At 76.9% G+C, this 640-nt stretch carries 1 protein-coding gene; it reads left to right on the top strand.

Going from position 1 to position 640, the window contains the following annotated elements; translation table 11 throughout:
• Positions 1 to 181 precede the first annotated feature (181 nt).
• Positions 182 to 640: GTP-binding protein (locus HUW36_RS33885; protein WP_174531705.1), on the top strand; the 459-nt coding region annotated here is incomplete at its 3' end.

The following is a 640-nucleotide window of genomic DNA, read 5'->3' as shown; positions in this document are numbered from 1 at the left end:
GTCGAGCTGGACTCGTGGGCGCTGAGCCTGCCCGAGCGGTACGCCGCGCCGCTGCGTGCCGGGGACCCGGCGGTGCTGGGCCGGGTGCTGCACGGGCGGCTGCTGCTGGACCTGCGGGCCGTGCCGGAGGCCGACGACGACCGCCTCCGCGCGGCGATCCTGCGCGTGGAGGGCTGAGCGAGTGTGGGTCGTGGCCACCGCCGGGCACGTCGACCACGGCAAGTCCACCCTGGTCCGGGCGTTGACCGGGATGGAGCCGGACCGGTGGGCGGAGGAACGCCGCCGGGGCATGACCATCGACCTCGGCTTCGCCTGGACCACGCTGCCCTCCGGCGGCACCCTGGCGTTCGTCGACGTGCCCGGGCACGAACGGTTCGTGCCGAACATGCTGGCCGGCGTCGGTCCGGTCCCGGCCGCGATGATCGTGGTGGGCGCCGACGAGGGCTGGATGCCGCAGTCGGCCGAACACCTGGCCGCGCTGGACGCGCTCGGAGTCGCGTACGGGCTGCTGGTGGTGACCCGCGCGGACCTGGCCGACCCGGGCCCGGCGCTGACCCGCGCCCGCGCGGAGATCGCCGCGACGTCGCTGGGCGCGGTGGAGGCGGTGGCGGTCTCCGCGGTCACCGGCGCCGGCCTGCCC

This window comes from Micromonospora maritima (genome assembly GCF_902825405.1).
GTDB lineage: Bacteria > Actinomycetota > Actinomycetes > Mycobacteriales > Micromonosporaceae > Micromonospora > Micromonospora maritima.
Note: the sequence above shows the minus strand (reverse complement) of the source record. Positions and strands in the feature narration are given on the sequence as shown.